This is a genomic window from Flavobacterium longum, assembly GCF_965137575.1.
In the GTDB taxonomy this organism is placed as follows: Bacteria; Bacteroidota; Bacteroidia; order Flavobacteriales; family Flavobacteriaceae; genus Flavobacterium; species Flavobacterium longum.
Genome location: NZ_CBCRZJ010000003.1, coordinates 307,303 through 321,970 on the forward strand (window position 1 = coordinate 307,303; position 14,668 = coordinate 321,970).

The 14,668-nt window shown below is 49.5% G+C and carries 14 protein-coding genes; all 14 read right to left on the reverse strand.

The window, feature by feature from the left end; genetic code table 11:
* Window positions 1-8: 8 nt before the first annotated feature.
* From ACM9J1_RS07030 to ACM9J1_RS07095, 14 genes are read right to left on the reverse strand one after another with little or no spacing between them, the layout of a single operon-like run.
* Window positions 9-1,013 (reverse strand): glycosyltransferase family 4 protein, encoded by a 1,005-nt coding sequence (locus tag ACM9J1_RS07030; protein ID WP_415581323.1) that lies wholly within the window; start codon window positions 1,011-1,013, stop codon window positions 9-11.
* Window positions 985-2,328 carry an O-antigen ligase family protein gene (locus tag ACM9J1_RS07035; RefSeq protein ID WP_415581324.1) on the reverse strand — a complete coding sequence of 448 codons (1,344 nt, stop codon included), beginning with the start codon at window positions 2,326-2,328 and terminating at the stop codon, window positions 985-987. The genes ACM9J1_RS07030 and ACM9J1_RS07035 overlap by 29 nt, the downstream gene beginning before the upstream one ends.
* A complete protein-coding gene (locus ACM9J1_RS07040) occupies window positions 2,312-3,403 on the reverse strand; it encodes a glycosyltransferase (protein ID WP_415581325.1) in 1,092 nt (363 codons plus the stop codon). Before ACM9J1_RS07040 ends, ACM9J1_RS07035 begins: the two co-directional genes overlap by 17 nt.
* On the reverse strand, window positions 3,400-4,515 hold the full coding sequence (locus tag ACM9J1_RS07045; RefSeq protein WP_415581326.1) for a glycosyltransferase: 1,116 nt from the start codon (window positions 4,513-4,515) through the stop codon (window positions 3,400-3,402). The genes ACM9J1_RS07040 and ACM9J1_RS07045 overlap by 4 nt, the downstream gene beginning before the upstream one ends.
* Complete coding sequence (locus ACM9J1_RS07050) at window positions 4,515-5,069, reverse strand: serine O-acetyltransferase (protein WP_415581327.1); 555 nt, start codon at window positions 5,067-5,069, stop codon at window positions 4,515-4,517. Before ACM9J1_RS07050 ends, ACM9J1_RS07045 begins: the two co-directional genes overlap by 1 nt.
* The gene (locus ACM9J1_RS07055; RefSeq protein WP_415581328.1) at window positions 5,069-6,346 is read right to left on the reverse strand and encodes a hypothetical protein; all 1,278 of its coding nucleotides are present in this window, start codon (window positions 6,344-6,346) and stop codon (window positions 5,069-5,071) included. The genes ACM9J1_RS07050 and ACM9J1_RS07055 overlap by 1 nt, the downstream gene beginning before the upstream one ends.
* Entirely contained in the window at window positions 6,330-7,262 is a 933-nt protein-coding gene (locus ACM9J1_RS07060; protein ID WP_415581329.1) for a glycosyltransferase family 2 protein, read from the reverse strand. Before ACM9J1_RS07060 ends, ACM9J1_RS07055 begins: the two co-directional genes overlap by 17 nt.
* The gene (locus ACM9J1_RS07065) at window positions 7,259-7,906 is read right to left on the reverse strand and encodes an acetyltransferase (RefSeq protein ID WP_415581330.1); all 648 of its coding nucleotides are present in this window, start codon (window positions 7,904-7,906) and stop codon (window positions 7,259-7,261) included. The genes ACM9J1_RS07060 and ACM9J1_RS07065 overlap by 4 nt, the downstream gene beginning before the upstream one ends.
* Window positions 7,907-7,960: 54 nt before the next feature.
* On the reverse strand, window positions 7,961-9,031 hold the full coding sequence (locus ACM9J1_RS07070) for a glycosyltransferase family 4 protein (protein WP_415581331.1): 1,071 nt from the start codon (window positions 9,029-9,031) through the stop codon (window positions 7,961-7,963).
* Window positions 9,028-10,023: a glycosyltransferase family 2 protein gene (locus ACM9J1_RS07075; RefSeq protein ID WP_415581332.1), complete on the reverse strand. Its 996-nt coding sequence runs from the start codon at window positions 10,021-10,023 to the stop codon at window positions 9,028-9,030. Before ACM9J1_RS07075 ends, ACM9J1_RS07070 begins: the two co-directional genes overlap by 4 nt.
* Window positions 10,023-10,487: a GNAT family N-acetyltransferase gene (locus tag ACM9J1_RS07080; protein WP_415581333.1), complete on the reverse strand. Its 465-nt coding sequence runs from the start codon at window positions 10,485-10,487 to the stop codon at window positions 10,023-10,025. The genes ACM9J1_RS07075 and ACM9J1_RS07080 overlap by 1 nt, the downstream gene beginning before the upstream one ends.
* Entirely contained in the window at window positions 10,484-11,536 is a 1,053-nt protein-coding gene (locus ACM9J1_RS07085; protein ID WP_415581334.1) for a lipid II:glycine glycyltransferase FemX, read from the reverse strand. Before ACM9J1_RS07085 ends, ACM9J1_RS07080 begins: the two co-directional genes overlap by 4 nt.
* Window positions 11,536-13,128: a hypothetical protein gene (locus tag ACM9J1_RS07090; RefSeq protein WP_415581335.1), complete on the reverse strand. Its 1,593-nt coding sequence runs from the start codon at window positions 13,126-13,128 to the stop codon at window positions 11,536-11,538. The genes ACM9J1_RS07085 and ACM9J1_RS07090 overlap by 1 nt, the downstream gene beginning before the upstream one ends.
* A 3-nt stretch (window positions 13,129-13,131) precedes the next feature.
* Window positions 13,132-14,667 carry a glycosyltransferase family 2 protein gene (locus ACM9J1_RS07095; protein ID WP_415581336.1) on the reverse strand — a complete coding sequence of 512 codons (1,536 nt, stop codon included), beginning with the start codon at window positions 14,665-14,667 and terminating at the stop codon, window positions 13,132-13,134.
* Window position 14,668 lies beyond the last annotated feature (1 nt).

Genomic DNA, 14,668 nt, shown 5'->3' on the forward strand with positions numbered 1-14,668 from the left:
AAACCTGCTCAAACTAAAATTTCAAGCCACTTATCCCGGACATTTTCCCAGCTTGATTGCGCTACCAAAGCTTCGGATTGTTTCAAAATACTGGTACGCAAAGATTCGTTTTCCATAAGTTCTGCTACCGATTCGGCCATTGAATGGAAATCGCCATCGGGAACCAACATCGCGTTTTCTCCGTGCGTGAGCAGGTGCGGAATGCCACCTACGTTAGTGGAAACGACGGCCATACCCAACGACATGGCTTCAATCACACTGAACGGCATATTATCGATGTGCGAGGTATTGATAAAAATATCGTAGCCGCGCGATAGTGCCGCCCATTCTTTTTTGGATTGTCTTCCTATGAATACAACATCCAGCTCTTCCGTTGCGGCCATTTGCTTGACGGCTTCCAGCAAACCTTTGTCGGGGCCAACCATACACAACGAAGTGCCCGGGTATTTCACTTTGAGTAGCGACAATACAGAAACCGCCATTGCCGGATTGTAAATCGGCGCGAATGACCGTACCCACAGAAGGCGAGGTCGAAGTGTTTGCCGCTCGTGGTGTGGAAAGTCTGCACGGTCAAAAGGATTTGGGATGACGCGCACACCGAATCCGGCATCGGAAAATGCTTGATGCAAATAACCAGACGGCGCGATATTACAGTATGCGTGCCCGAAAACCATCCTGCAAAAAACGGGATTCCTTTTGAGCCGCTGCGGCAGGTTGCCACCGTGAAGAATAGGGATGTATTTCAACCGAAGTATCCGACAAAGCTGGCTTACCGCGAAAGCATACCAGAAATTCCAAGTGCTGTAGGTATCGATGAGTACAAAATCGGTGGTGCGGAAATGTGTGACGGTTTGCCACATCATATCGACCAGCCTCAATACCTTATTGCGCTTGGTCGAGGTATACTGTACGCGAAAACCTTCTTGTTCCATCAAAGGACCGAGCACCTCAATGGCGGTAGCGGTATTTCCGTGGCCCGAAAGTTTATTGCCGACGTACAGTAGGTTTTTCATAGTTCACCACTTTGAGGATAGACAACGCGTAAACAAATGCTGGTGCGGCCGTTCGCATGGCAGCATGATTGATAGTCAACAACCAAAAACAGACAAAACACGCTATGTAGATGTGGTCTTTATTGTCCAGATACAGAAAAAATGGAGTGCCAAAGAGGATAATGAGGGCCAAAATGCCCAAGGAACCATGTTCGGCCATAACACGCGTGATCTCATTGTGTGAGAGTACGGTCAGACCGGTTTCGTTTTCGCGATTTTCCAGTCCTTTGCCCACACCAATACCCACGATGGGCGACGACAAGAAGAACGCAACTTCAGATTCGGATATCTTTTCACGACCCGTGAACTTACTTTTTTTAACCCGCCCCGCCGCGTCTTGGTTGGCATAACGTTTCTCAATAAGACCACCGGTCTCTAGTGACGAATAACTCCAAACGGCAAAAATGGCCAGTGAAAAAAGCACCAGCAACATATTCAGCTTCCCCCTTGACTTTGCGCCCACCTTAAAGTAGGTCACCAACACCAGGATAATAAGCATGATGGCGCACGTAATCACCCCGCCTCTGGAAAAAGTGACCAGCCCACGGTAGCTCATGAAAATCGCCAAACCAAGATTCACAAATAAGTTCAACTTGTTTTTGGAGGCAAAGAAAACCCTAGAAAAAAAGACAAAAGCGCCCAAACCTAAAATGGTGGACACCTGATTGGGGCCAAAACCGCCCGAAGCCTCAAAATTCGAACTGGTTCCTGTGATTACATCTCTGATACTGGGCGTATATAAAAACAGATATGTGGTACACGAAACTACCGGCAAACCAATACTCAACATAATATTCTGGACGCCTTCTATGGTAATCGGCCGATTAAAAGTATATAATGATACCACACCCAAACACAAAGGCCCAGAGATATTAAATGAGATAATCCGCGCAAGATCAGTGTCGTAATTCAGGTTGTATGTACCTAGAATGATTCCCGGCACCAACAGCAATAAGAACAACCAATAAGGCACGGCATTCCTCGAAAACCCTTTGAAATACATACCGAGAAAGACAAAAGCCATTACGCCGTACTTGGAATACTCGTAAATAGGGTTTCCTTGGGTCATCCTAAGAAAAACCTCACTGCCTACCAAGTACCCGCATATATACAACACTTCATGATGCTTATTTTGGCTCTTGAACGTAATGTATAGTCCGATCGCTAGTATGGCCAGCGCATAGAGTTTGGAAAATGGCATAAATAGGAATATCAGAATCCCTAATAAAACATGGAGCCCTATGAGCAACAGGTAATTTTTATCCTTGTTTTCCATTAGAAATTGTGACGATCCAGTTCAGATATTGGTCCATCGCCGCCGATTCAGAATGGTGGTCCATGATGGTTTGGTGGAGCGATGCGCCCATTTTTTGTTTGAATGCAGGGTTGTCGATCAATTCAGAAAGTGCCTCGGCAAATGCCTGGCTATTCATTGCCGGAACAACCAACCCATTCTGGCGGTTGCGAACGATAATCGGGATTTCACCGACATTCGTGACGACGACTGGTTTGTGATACAATCCGTATTCGAGCAAGGCCACCGGAAGCCCTTCGGACTTGGAGGAAAGTACGGCGATGTCTGCTTGGGAAATGACGTGCGCTGTATCGGTGCGGGAACCGTAAATGAAAACGTAACCTTCTAATCCTTTGGCTTTAAGATAGGTCTTTACTTTTTCGGAATAATCATCCTCGAAATCTTTGCCGACCAAATGAAAACTCCAGTCCGGATGCTTTTCCCTGAGTAAAATCGCAGCATCCAGCAACATGAAATGGTCTTTTTGTTCTCGGAGGTTGGCCAAAGAAAGGATTTTTTTTCCTGAATTTCCAAGCAATTCCGTATATTGGTTCTCGTTGGTTTCCGGATTGGTGAAATTTGGGATGTACAACACGTTGCTGCAATGCAACTCCCGGTGTGCCCAAGCTTTCAACTGGTTGTTGACCACCAAAATCCCTTTGAAAAAAATAGACGCGATGTTGAGCGGCACCGCTTCCCGGACTTCCAAAAACTCGCTGTTGCCGTTGTGGTCATGCCAGATGATTTTGACCTTGGGGTAAAGCACTTTTACCATGATCGCCAGAAAATACGAAGTACTGTGCGCATGGATGTACGTAACATGATTCGACTTGCAGTAGCGCTTAAATCTGAGCACGGCTCTAAAATCAAGCGTATGCTTCTTCTTTAAGAAAAGATAATTGACTTTGCCCTCCACTTGGCTTTTCAGGTTGCCCTCGGCGCGCGTCGTGACAAGCCCGGAAAATTCTACGCGCTTAGACAACGCATTGGCGTAATTGACGGCAATCCGTTCAGCGCCGCCGGCCTCAAGCGAGTCAATAACCTGTACAATCCTCATGTCAAAAGGGCTTTGATTTCTTTCTCGAACAAATCTAAGGTAAATTGTCTGGACCAGCTTATACTATCTAGCACTTTAGTTCGATATTCTTCTTGATTTGCGAGTATACCAAGAACCAAGTTGAAATCCGTCTCCTGATGGGTTGATAAAATGACCCCCCGATTGCCGTGACCCAGCATATAAGACACACACGACACATTGGTCGCTAAAGGCAAACACCCCCAAAACATCGCTTCCGCTACCACTTTCGGCCAACCTTCGCTTTTTGACGGCAGTAACAAAAAATGGCTTTCCCGATACGCCTGCTGAATTTCGTCGGCGGTGCGATTGCCTCTCAAACATGCGATTTTCGACAGATTATGTCTCGTTATGAGGGCTTCCAATGGTTGTCGCTCCAATCCTTCGCCGAAAAAATCGATGGCGACGTCGTGCCCGGCGCGGTGAAGTTGCATCACCAACTGTAATGCATACTGCGGTCTTTTCCCTTCCGACAATGTTCCCACAAAAAGGAACCGGATTTTCCCCGACAAGTCTCTCGGCTCAACCGCTGTTTTCTGTGATTCACGGTATGATGCGGTAAAAAAAGGTTTGATATTCAGCGTGCTATTGGGCCACGCGCCATATACCAGCACTTGCATATTTTTGGTCAGGAACGTATTGGCTAAAATCCAGCGTTGAAGTTTATAGCTCCAAGGTTGCTTGGCTTTTGGATCCCAATTGCCCGCATATTTAGCCGTTTTTTTCTTCGCAGGAAAAAAAATCTGAACGATGCAAGCCATCAATCCGAGGTTACCAGGGCATCGCAAGTGAATGTGGTCTGCCCAACGCATCGCCTGATAAATCCGGTAAAAATTGCGAAGCGAATGGCGCAGGGCGTTTAATAGATTCAACGGTGATGTCACGTTGAAATCTTTTGCCTCAAAGAGCCGGGCAACCGGAAAGGCTACGGGAGCGCACAACAAGCCGCGATCTGATTCCCAAACCGGACTCACAAATGCAACATCGTCAGCATACTGCGCCCAAATCGCCATCTCTTTGATGTACGGTCCGTAAGCCTGATAGGTATTGTCTTTCGGAATCAAAGGTGCCGATGAAATAATTGCGAGCTTCATCAGATATATCCTTTAGATCCGAATTCTGAAACCACGACGGCCGGCACGCCTACTACCGTGCAATTGTCTTTGACATCTGTATTGACCAGCGAACAAGCGCCCACCAGCACGTCGCTACCGATGGTGATTTTGCCTGCCAACACTGCGTTTGCGCCCACATACACCCGGTCGCCGACGATGGGCACGCCACGGCGTTGGTCGGTTCCCGAAACACCGATGGTGACGCCTTGCGAGAAATTACAATCGTCGCCGATGACGGTGTTGGAATTGAAAATGACGCCGCCAAAATGCGCGATGTAAAAGGAGTGGCCAATGTTGACGGCTGCCGGGATGGAAATCCCAGTGGTCATCTCAATGGTCTTCTGCCAGCAGAACATCCACAAAAGGAAAAATGCCCGGAACGGTTGCCAGGTAATTTTTGTGTACACCGCGTGTGCGATCCGGTATTGGAAAATCGCCCAAAAACTCTGTGTAAAAAACACTATGACAAACCCGCGGCCGCCGTAGCGCTTGTATTTTCGGTAGTCTGAAGCGATGAGACGAAACGTTCGCATTAAGGATTTACGTTAGTGGTGCTGCGTGCAGCCCACAGACTGATCGCATAGCCCGACAAAAATACTAAACAAGGGCGGAATACGAACATATACCGTTGCTCCGAGTGGAACAAACATACATACATCAGGCACCAACCCCAGAAAAAAAACAGTGGAAAAAACAGTCTGTACTCACGGTTTCTGTACAATTTTATCAGACCAAAAACGCCCAAAACCACCAAGACCAAATTGACCAGATTGATATAGACGTGTATGCCGTACTTTACCACTGCCGGTTTGCTGGACTTCATCAACGGCGAAATCACGAACGATTGGGATTGGAAAAACTTCAGGAAATACTGACGCAGCGCCAAGCCCGGATGCGAAAGGATGTCGTTCTTGACCCAGTCGATGTAGTATTTTGTAGGCTCGATGCCTTGTGCGGCACAGATGGAATCAAGTTCTTTTCGCTTGGCGAGGTTGTTTTTATAATCTTGGCTTGCAAAGGCATCGTTCCCGTGTTGCGGCATCCAGTTCAGCGGTTCGTCACGTAGTTCGAATCGCGACCATAAGATCTGGCCACGGAATACGCGCGACTTGAATTCCATCCCTGATTGATCCAACCGCTGTTCCAACAAGATTAACGCAGGCAGCAACAGTAGCGCCGCTGCAAAGGCGAGCCGATTTTTCGCCGAAGATTTAAAAACCAAAACGAATCCTGCACAAACCAACACAAACGGCAGCATCGATGGCTTCATCCCGTAAATCAAAATGAGGCTCAAAGCCAAGGCCGTGTAGTGTTTCGGCAATGCGGCCGTCTTGTTTATCTTGACCAAAAAATAGACGAAGGCCGACGACGCGAAAAAAGCAAATGCCTCACCGATGATGCCCATGGCATAGTAAACGTGCACGGGGAAAAGGCTCAGCAATAATAAAATCAGGAATTTGGTTCGATTGGAAAACCCCATCATCTCAAAAGCATCGAACAATAATTTCACTGCCAGACACACGAAAAAACATCCGAAGATGACGCCGCACGCAAAATAAACAGCGTCGCTATGGAACGGATACGCCACCAAATAAGCGGGCAAGTAACAGAACAGCGTCACAAAACCTTTGTTGATCATGACGTTGCCGCTGAAACCGTTGGCCATGAAATCGATGAGCTGTATCGTACCCAAATGGTAGTCGCCGTCGCCGAATGGTTTGGGCTTAAAAGGCAGCAGATAGAAAGCGACACAAGTGAGCGCCGTGACCCAAAACGGATTTTGGATGGCCCAATCAGTGACTTTCTTCATTCTTTGAAAATTTATCTTTGATGATATACAATGGGCGTTTCCGGGTTTCGTCGTAGGTACGCCATACATACTCACCGATGATGCCCAACATGAGCATAATCAACCCGCCGATAATCAACAGCGTGATCATAATGGGCGCCCAACCTACGAACGGCGTATTATTGATGATGCGGTTGTAAACGATGACCAGTGCATACAAAAAGCCTATGACAGAGAAACACATCCCCAAAAGTGAGATGAGCCGGATTGGGATGTATGAAGTGTTAAGCAGTCCGTCGATAAAATATTTCAACTTCTTGGATAAGGTCCATTGCGATTTGCCGATGGTTCGTTTTAACCTTGAATAGGGAATAAATACCGTGCTGAAACCCAACCAAAGAATATCGCCCTGAAAGAAGCGGTTGCGTTCATCGAGTTGATTCAGTGCTTCCAGCGGTTTGCGGCCGATGAGTACAAAATCAAATCCGCCTTTGGGCATGGTCGGGTTGGCATATTGCATCATTTTATAGAAAATCCTCGAGGTATTGTTGGCAATGAATCCGTCTTCGCGGTCTATCCTGTGGCAAATGACGATGTCGTTTCCGGCCTGCCACTTCGCCACCATGTCTTCAATGAGCGCTATCGGCTCCTGTAAATCAGCCGACATAACGACTACAGCGTCACCGGTAACCTCTTTCAATCCGGCAATCACGGCGGCTACCTGCCCAAAATTTCTTGAAAAGGAAAGCACTTTCACCTTCGTGTCGTTCTCGTGTAAAGACAGCAATTGCGCCATAGAGCCATCGTCCGAACCATCGTTCACAAATACAAATTCATAGTCTGCCGAAAGCTTCGTCAACAAAGAACACAATACCTCGTAAGTAGGTATGATAGAACCTTCGTTTCTGAACACGGGTATGACAAAGGAAATTTTCATTTGGACGATTCTATATTTCTGATGATTTGGGCTGGCACGCCATAAGCCAACATATGGTCGGGGATATCCTTGGTCACCACCGACCCGGCACCGATTACGGCGCCATTCCCGATACTGACACCCGGCAACACTGTAGCATTGGTGCCCAAAGTAACGAAATTACCGATCTTACAATTGCCCGAAATGTTCACATCCGGAGACATTTCCACGAAATCGCCCACTATGGTGTCGTGCCCGATAGTACAATTGAGATTGACCAGGCAGCCTTTCCCGATGCGTACGCTATTGGTGATTACTGTTCCGGTCATGATGTTGCAACCTTCGTCAATCTGATTATCGAAACGGCCGATATGCGCCAATGGAGACAATGTCGATGTAAATACGCCGCCCAACGCAGTGAAGGTTTCGTACAATTGGTGCCTCAACACAGGGTTGCCGATCCCAATCGTGAACGACTTGTCTTGGGCATTCCTAAAATGTTGCTGCACCTGGTCTTTCGAACGATAAATCACGTAGCGCCCGTAAAGTGTCTCCGGCAAATCTGTATTGACGTCGTCGTAAAAAAACAGTTCCGCATCGGGGTTTCGCTGGCAAATTACTTCCAACACTTCTTTCGCAAAGCCTTTCGCGCCAATGATGATCATAAGAGGGTTTTAGTCGCGGTGTAAATATATCATATAATCTGCCCGCGCGAAAATCTATGCGGTGATTTTTTGCAACTCGGCCACTACGCCATCCGTTACTTTTTCGAGTTCAAAAACTGTCGAGAAACGGTCATGGCAAGAGGACGCGCACGCATCCCGAAACGCGTGATCAGACAACATTTTTATGAGCTGACCTGCCAACGCTTCTGAATCTCCCGGCGGAAACAGCAATCCGTCGTGACCGTCTCGGATGACCTCGGCGATACCCGATGAATCCGATCCGACTACCGGCGTGCGCACCGAAAAACTTTCGATGACGACAAATCCGAAGGCTTCCAAGAAAGACGGTACGACGCAACAGGCAGACGCAGCCAGGATTTGCGTGATTTCCTGTTTGCTTTTTACCCCGGCAAATTCGATATGACCCAACACACCCAGCCCGCGCGCCTTGACGCGATAGGATTCCGCAAGTTGTCCATCGGATTTTGCGCCAACCAATACGAGTTTCACATCCGGCATTTCGGCGATGACCCGCGGCAGGGCAGCCAACAGCGTATCCAGACCTTTGAGTGGATGGAAACGGCCCACGAAAACAACCTGTTTCGGATTAGGGACGATGTCATGCGGCACGTTGCGAACCGCATTATACATAACCGTGATTTTCTTATCGGGAACCGAAAAGTGATCCAACATATCGCGCCGCGTCGCGTTGGAATTCGCAAATACATGCGTCGCCATTTTGTAGATTATGCTTTTGCGTTTGTCTCTGCGAGCGTCGGCAGCGGTCTTGGCATAAATCGACCGGTTCCAGGCGACTCGGTTTCTGACCCGCATAAGCCATCCGGCCAGGATAAAGACATTCATCGAGCCGAACATGGCAATCATCGTCGCCGGACGATATTTCAAGATCATCCGGACCAAAAACCAGAACGCCTTCAGCGTTGTCGGGCGCGCCGACGGCCATTTCAGTATGATAAGTTCCGGCGACACGTCAAACGGATGCGCATCCAAGCGATCGGTAATCACGACTACCCGATAATATTTGGCGAGTTTATTACACGTGACCAAAAAATACTCGGTGAGCGACGAATTTGAAATCGAAAAACTGAGGAATATCGTCTTCATCGGCCCGGTTTTTTGAACCACAACCCCATCCAGCCTACCGTGCGGCCCAACGCTTCGGTGAACGCTTCCTTCCGCTTGCTGGTCGTCACGACATTGACATACCGAATGGCCGTGAGCAACAACGTGATCGCATTCCACTTCAAGCGGTCTTTCAAAACAGGCTTCGGATTCTTGACGCGCCAGACGTACCAGCCGTTGCGCACCACCATTTTTCCGTAGTTGTATTTGTTCGGGCGGCCGGAATCGTCGTGATAATGGTAGAGCCGCGCGGCGGTATTGAGATAAAGCTTTCCGGTTTTGGCGAGCCGCAGGGTAAAATCGGCGTCTTCATACAGGCCATAACCTTCGAAATATTCCGAGAATGAAAACGTGTTGAAGACTTCTTTCCGGAACGACGACACGCCGCCCATGAGTTGCTCTACCGGATATGTTTTCCCCGACGGCGGCAAAAAGCCCACGCTGCGGCCGTGCGAATACAGCGGCGAGAATCCAGGCGGCACGTCGGCATCGAGGCCAAAACGTTTGCGGATGACGAAACGGCTGCCGTCCGGGCGTTTCCATCCGTCAAAATAAAAGTGGTTGGCATTTTTGGTTTCGCTTTCCTGAACTTTCGCCCAGGTTACGGGTTCGATGATGAATCCGCCCACGCCGAGCGCATCGGGGAAACGGTCGTACGTCGCGATTAATTGTGCGAAATAATCCGGCTCGAGGATGATGTCGTCGTCCAGAAAACAAATGATTTCGGTATCGGCGGCCACGCGGGCAATCCCGTAGTTGCGTTGTTTGGTCAGGCCGCGATGCGCATCGGGCACTTTAAAATATTGCAGTTTACCGAAGGTGTTGGCCTCGAGCATCCGGCGCGTGTCATCATTGCGCGAACCGTCCACGATCAGGATTTCGTCCGGATACAAGGTTTGCTTCCCGACCGATTCGAGCAGATCATGCAACGGCTTGGGCCGCATGTACGTACAGACGATGAGCGAAAATTTCATCAAGTTCGGGTAATGGTTTTGTCGAAATAAAACAATAGGAACCGTTTGGCCTTTACCGTCGCAAATAAGTCGAACCCGGCTTTTTCGATTCCGCGGATGGACGCGATATTGTCTGTGTTGACGATGATGAACACTTCTTTCTCGCCGGCGGTCAGGGTTTCGGTGGCAATCTTCGCAATCATTTTCGGATAGATGGATTGCCCGCGATAGGCTTCACTCGTGACGCAGTTCCCGATGGCTGGCCCGACTTTCCCGAGCAACGAGAGCACACGCAACCGTTGGTACAGAAAACTCCGATGCACGAACGTCCCATTGTCGGAAATTTCATAACAGACATCATTTCCATGCGCAGACTGCGAAACCCGATACGGCAAATCGCCCAACGAAACTGCAGGGATTTGCGTCATGCGGTACACGCGCACATCGATGGAAACCGTCTTGAAAAGCCTTTTGAGTTTGTTCATCGCTTCAGTTTTGACAGCCAGCGGGCAATGGTTTTCTTGTAGGGTTTCATCCGCTTTTCAAAAAACCGGTAACTCTTGAACAGCATCGGGCGCAACACCCAATGGTAGCGTGACTGTTCGTACAACAAATGCGCAGTGCCGAAGCTGTCCTTGAAATCCATGACGCCTTTTGAGCCGCCGAGCGAAATGTTATAGCCGTCCAATCCTTCCCGCAAAGACAACCGTATGGCTTCCCATTGTAGCAGATGTCCGGGCAATAAATCTGGTTTTTCCTTCTTGGTGCCTCCCAAAATATACGTATAAAAGTTTCCTGCTTTCACCAGCAATATAGCGCCTTTCAGGTCATTCTCCTTAGACACTCCAATAAATTTCGCGGCGCCTTTCCCGATGAGCGACAGCAACGTGGGTTTGAACGACGCCCAATCGCGCAACGCATAGCCGTTGGAAGCCGCATTGACCAGACACAAATCGTAACCGGCCTTCACCTGCGCTTCGGTTTCCAGGAAAACCACATCCATTTCCTTGCGCATGGCCGCCCGCAGGTCACGGCGCGTCGAGGATTTGAAACGCTCGAGCAGCATTTCTTCGGTCGTATTCTTGAGGTCGATCCAGTTCAGCCCGTTGGACGAATACACATAGGGAAACTGATGGCCTTCCGCCGCCTGAACCGACATTTCCTTTTGAATAAAATGGACATTTCCGCGATTCCCAATCGGCAAGGCGACATGGGCATACGCGGCACCGAAATGTTTCGCCCTTTGCGGTACAAATCCTATGAGTTTGTCCAATAAGCCGCTTGTTTCACCGGACGCGATCGGCCCATACGGTACGATGTAAAACTTGAAGAACGCGACTTTCGCGATGATGGCCGCGAACCCGCCGGTGATGTTGCCATTTTCCAGACAAAGACAATACTCGGCATCAAAACCGTACGACCGATACGACGACACCCAATCAGACAGCATCAAATGACTGCCTATATCGTTGGTCCGGACAAAATCATCCCATTTGTCCAACCATGCCGGGTCTTTCGTATAAATGATTTCCATTAGTTGGCGGTGCGGTACGGCAACCCGTGGGCATCGGCCACAATGATGTTGCCCGAAGCGTCTAAGTCCAGTACGGCGCGTTCAAAATTAGCCAAAAATTCGACGAGCTCGTGCAGCGTCGGGTTCCATATTTGACCCGTACGGACTTTTTCACCCAAATACTCGAAGTTGCGCGCCACCCGATCATCAATCTGGTCTGGGCGCGAAAACATTTTGCCGTGATGGTAACTGGCCGGTACCGAAAAATAAGTGTGTGCGATGAACAAGCCGCTTTCGGCGATGAGTTTGTCCGTGTTCTGGACAGACAATCCGCGGGCGAAATCAACCATTTCAACCGTTTGGAAAATGTGAAAGTCGCGTCCTGCGATGCGATGCCCGAAAACAACCGGCGTGTATTTGGCCAGCCGATACGGTTTGTTTTTGGCCGTTGCCCAACCCAAAAATACGCGCCCCACGGGAACGCCCAATCCGAAAACACTCTTGACCAGCGGCCATATGCTGCGCCATTTTTTCTGATACAACACTTTCTTGGCATTGCCCGCCGTGTGTTTGTAATGGCCAACGATGCGCTCGTCTGCGTAATAATGGAACATGATGTTTTTCACCAGTTGCCCCAGCCGCGTCTTCAGCGACAAATCTTTGTTTCCGGCCGAGAACTTGGCTAGCGTAAAATCTGACGGGTTGAGCTGGTTGATTACGCCAGTAGTCGCCGTGCCTGAATCGATGTAGTTCCAGAGCGTGGTGATGTGCTTCCGATGTAAAGTCGCAGCGAAATCCTCGTCCGAAAGCCGGTGCGCATACAAAGACAAATTGTAAGGCTGGTAACCGTGGTCAATCCAGGTAGGGACGTCGGGATAAGGCGGCGTAAAATCTATGAAGTCATTGAAACTTTCGTCGTCGCTCTTGATGGATTGCGACAGCGAATGGTACGCGAGTTCGTGGCCGTCGTCACGCCATTTTTTAAATTCTTCCGGTTCACGCGCAACCGACGCGTTGTCTGGCCGTTTCGAAAAATGGTTCAGGAAAAAGCCTTTCGTGACGCGGATGCCTGCCTTTTTGAAAAACTCTCGTTGCAACTTTAGACTTTCCGGCGTATCAAAATCGCAGTGGTCGGTAAAACAAGCCACGCCCGCAAATGGCACGGCAGACCTGCTGAACTCTATCGCGCCTGAAGAGGAAAATAACAAAGCCACTTGACTCGGGAACGAAGTTTTTGCCGACACGACCTGCTTGCCGTGCTCATCGCCATATACGGTGAGCGGCGCGGCGCCTTCAGGGTTGAAACGCCACAACATCGTTCTGCTGCCCGTAATTTCCCAAATGCCGTTTTGGACATTGGGCTGTACATAGCAACCATCGGCCAAATGAATGATTTTGGGTGCGAAGCTGCCAGCAATACATCCGGCGCCAGCGCGCGCCCAACGGTAATCATGGGTTCGGAATCTCGCGATGGGCTGGCTGAAGACCATTTCAATATCGAATGAAAGCACCTCGCCCACCGACGACAAATCAATCACGGCCTTCTGCCCGCTTTTAGGCGTTGGGCAGGCTGTTTTCCTAGATGGCGTAACGATGGAAAGGGCGACAATCATCGGCTACTTGACCCGTTTGCCCAGGGCCATGAGTTTCTTGGCGTAAAACTTTGACTTGTTGAACTGTAATTGCCTATACGGCAACCGCAAGATACGCAGAAGCAATGACGATTTTGCGCCTTTAAACAGAAACGTGAAGAAATACTTGTGGCGGTATTCCGTGACCATATCCGGCCCGAAATGCTTGTGGAAATAATACATCAGCGTTGGGCTGGGCACCGGACGGATCCATTTTACGGGCGTGTCCAGTTCCCAAGGCTGCGTCTTGCGTTTCTTGCCCATGATTTTGGCCTGCATCCCCCAGACGCGATAGCCACCGGCCGGTGGTTTCAGGTGCAGGTTCACCGAATACGGGTTCTGCATCATGATGACGCCAGCCTTGGCGCACGATAGCCCGAAATCATTGTCTTCGCCGTAGCCGCCATCATAATTGATGTCATTGCCCACGAGTTTCTCGACCCATTCGCGTTTGACGCAGGCGTTGGAATTGCTCATCAGCTGCGCGAGGCCGCTGTGTATGCGTTTCGATCCGGATGCTTTTATCTTTTCTTCGAGTTTGTCCAGTCCGTCGGTGTGATGGTCTGCCCGGATGTCGAGGCCATTCGCGCCATCCACTTTATAGGTTTGCTGGAACCTGATGTGGTTTTCGACGAAATCCGGTCGCAACCTGATGTCATCGTCCCCGAAAATGATGTAATCGCCGGTGCACAAAACAATGGCTTCATTGCGGGCGCGGCAACTTCCCTTGGTGGTTTGCCAGACAAAATGCACTTCGAACGGATAGTCGCCCGGATTGTACAACGACGCATCGCGTTTGTCTTCGGGCGTGGCATCCACGACAACCACTTGTGTCGGGCGATAGGTTTGGTTGACCAGATCCTGCAACAATTGCAACGTATAGTCCTGCCGCGACATCGTCGGGATGATGTAACTCACCGTAGGCTGGCCGGTCATCGGCGCCAGTTCCTTTACGGGAAAAATCGGCTTGGGCGCGTCCATCTTAAATTTTCGCGCCTTGAAAAACGCCAGCCATTCCAGCGGATTGACGATGCCTTTCCGATACAGCATGTAAATGGAATGTTGCGTCTTGAAGTTCTTCCGGAAAAAGGCATAACGCTCTTTCCGGGATATTTTTTCGTAGGTTATTGTTTCGTCGGCAAACAATCCCTTTGTGTAGAGCACGACAATCCCTTGGTTGCGCAACGCATTGAATCCGAAGTGCAACGCCTGCGCAATCGGGCTTTGGTAATCAGGATCGAAACCGCCCATGAATTCCCAGACTTTCTTACGCACCGCGAATTGGAACGGATTGACGCGCCAGCTGCCGCATTGGTCCAAGCCGTTGAAATCCTTGACATACCAGAAAAAAATTGCGGTTTGGTACGCGATGTCCATAAACGCATTTTTGTAGCCTTGCTCAAACGAACTGTGCCATACATCGCCCGGACCGGCGGCTAACGCGTCAAGCATGGCCAAATCCGGCGTTCCGGCGTACAGGATTACATCGCCATTGGGGCAAATATGTTCACTTAGGTTCATC

Bases quoted from the DNA above. Each gene is read 5' to 3' on its own strand.
- ACM9J1_RS07050 (WP_415581327.1), bottom strand. From the start codon at position 5,069: ATGCGAACGTTTCGTCTCATCGCTTCAGACTACCGAAAATACAAGCGC.
- ACM9J1_RS07030 (WP_415581323.1), bottom strand. From the start codon at position 1,013: ATGAAAAACCTACTGTACGTCGGCAATAAACTTTCGGGCCACGGAAAT.
- ACM9J1_RS07080 (WP_415581333.1), bottom strand. From the start codon at position 10,487: ATGAACAAACTCAAAAGGCTTTTCAAGACGGTTTCCATCGATGTGCGC.
- ACM9J1_RS07045 (WP_415581326.1), bottom strand. From the start codon at position 4,515: ATGAAGCTCGCAATTATTTCATCGGCACCTTTGATTCCGAAAGACAAT.
- ACM9J1_RS07060 (WP_415581329.1), bottom strand. From the start codon at position 7,262: ATGAAAATTTCCTTTGTCATACCCGTGTTCAGAAACGAAGGTTCTATC.
- ACM9J1_RS07070 (WP_415581331.1), bottom strand. From the start codon at position 9,031: ATGAAGACGATATTCCTCAGTTTTTCGATTTCAAATTCGTCGCTCACC.
- ACM9J1_RS07095 (WP_415581336.1), bottom strand. From the start codon at position 14,667: ATGAACCTAAGTGAACATATTTGCCCCAATGGCGATGTAATCCTGTAC.
- ACM9J1_RS07085 (WP_415581334.1), bottom strand. From the start codon at position 11,536: ATGGAAATCATTTATACGAAAGACCCGGCATGGTTGGACAAATGGGAT.
- ACM9J1_RS07065 (WP_415581330.1), bottom strand. From the start codon at position 7,906: ATGATCATCATTGGCGCGAAAGGCTTTGCGAAAGAAGTGTTGGAAGTA.
- ACM9J1_RS07040 (WP_415581325.1), bottom strand. From the start codon at position 3,403: ATGAGGATTGTACAGGTTATTGACTCGCTTGAGGCCGGCGGCGCTGAA.
- ACM9J1_RS07090 (WP_415581335.1), bottom strand. From the start codon at position 13,128: ATGATTGTCGCCCTTTCCATCGTTACGCCATCTAGGAAAACAGCCTGC.
- ACM9J1_RS07055 (WP_415581328.1), bottom strand. From the start codon at position 6,346: ATGAAGAAAGTCACTGATTGGGCCATCCAAAATCCGTTTTGGGTCACG.
- ACM9J1_RS07075 (WP_415581332.1), bottom strand. From the start codon at position 10,023: ATGAAATTTTCGCTCATCGTCTGTACGTACATGCGGCCCAAGCCGTTG.
- ACM9J1_RS07035 (WP_415581324.1), bottom strand. From the start codon at position 2,328: ATGGAAAACAAGGATAAAAATTACCTGTTGCTCATAGGGCTCCATGTT.